General features: G+C 67.5%; 1 pseudogene. It reads right to left on the bottom strand.

The annotated features are described in order from the left end of the window. Positions 1-314: pseudogene (locus AC0L2F_RS35800) on the bottom strand (methyl-accepting chemotaxis protein); the annotation flags it as partial.

The following is a 314-nucleotide window of genomic DNA, read 5'->3' as shown; positions in this document are numbered from 1 at the left end:
TCGGTCGCGGTGGCGACCGACTGCATGTTGCTGGAGGCCTGCTCGGAGACGTCGGCGACCTGGCTCGACAGGCTCTGCGTCGTCTCGGCGGTGCGGGTCAGCGTCGAGGCGGCCGATTCCAGCTGCACGGCGGAAGCCGAGACGTTGGAGACGATGGCGCCGACCGCGCTCTCGAAATCGTCGGCGAAACGAATCAGTTCGGAACGACGGCTTGCGGCCTGCTCCCTGTTCTGAAGTTCGTTGGCGGCGGCATCGCGCTCGGCCTTGGCCACGGCCTGCACCTTGAATTCTTCCACCGCGCCGGCCATCTCGCC

Source organism: Bradyrhizobium sp. Ken64, assembly GCF_055807555.1.
Note: the sequence above shows the minus strand (reverse complement) of the source record. Positions and strands in the feature narration are given on the sequence as shown.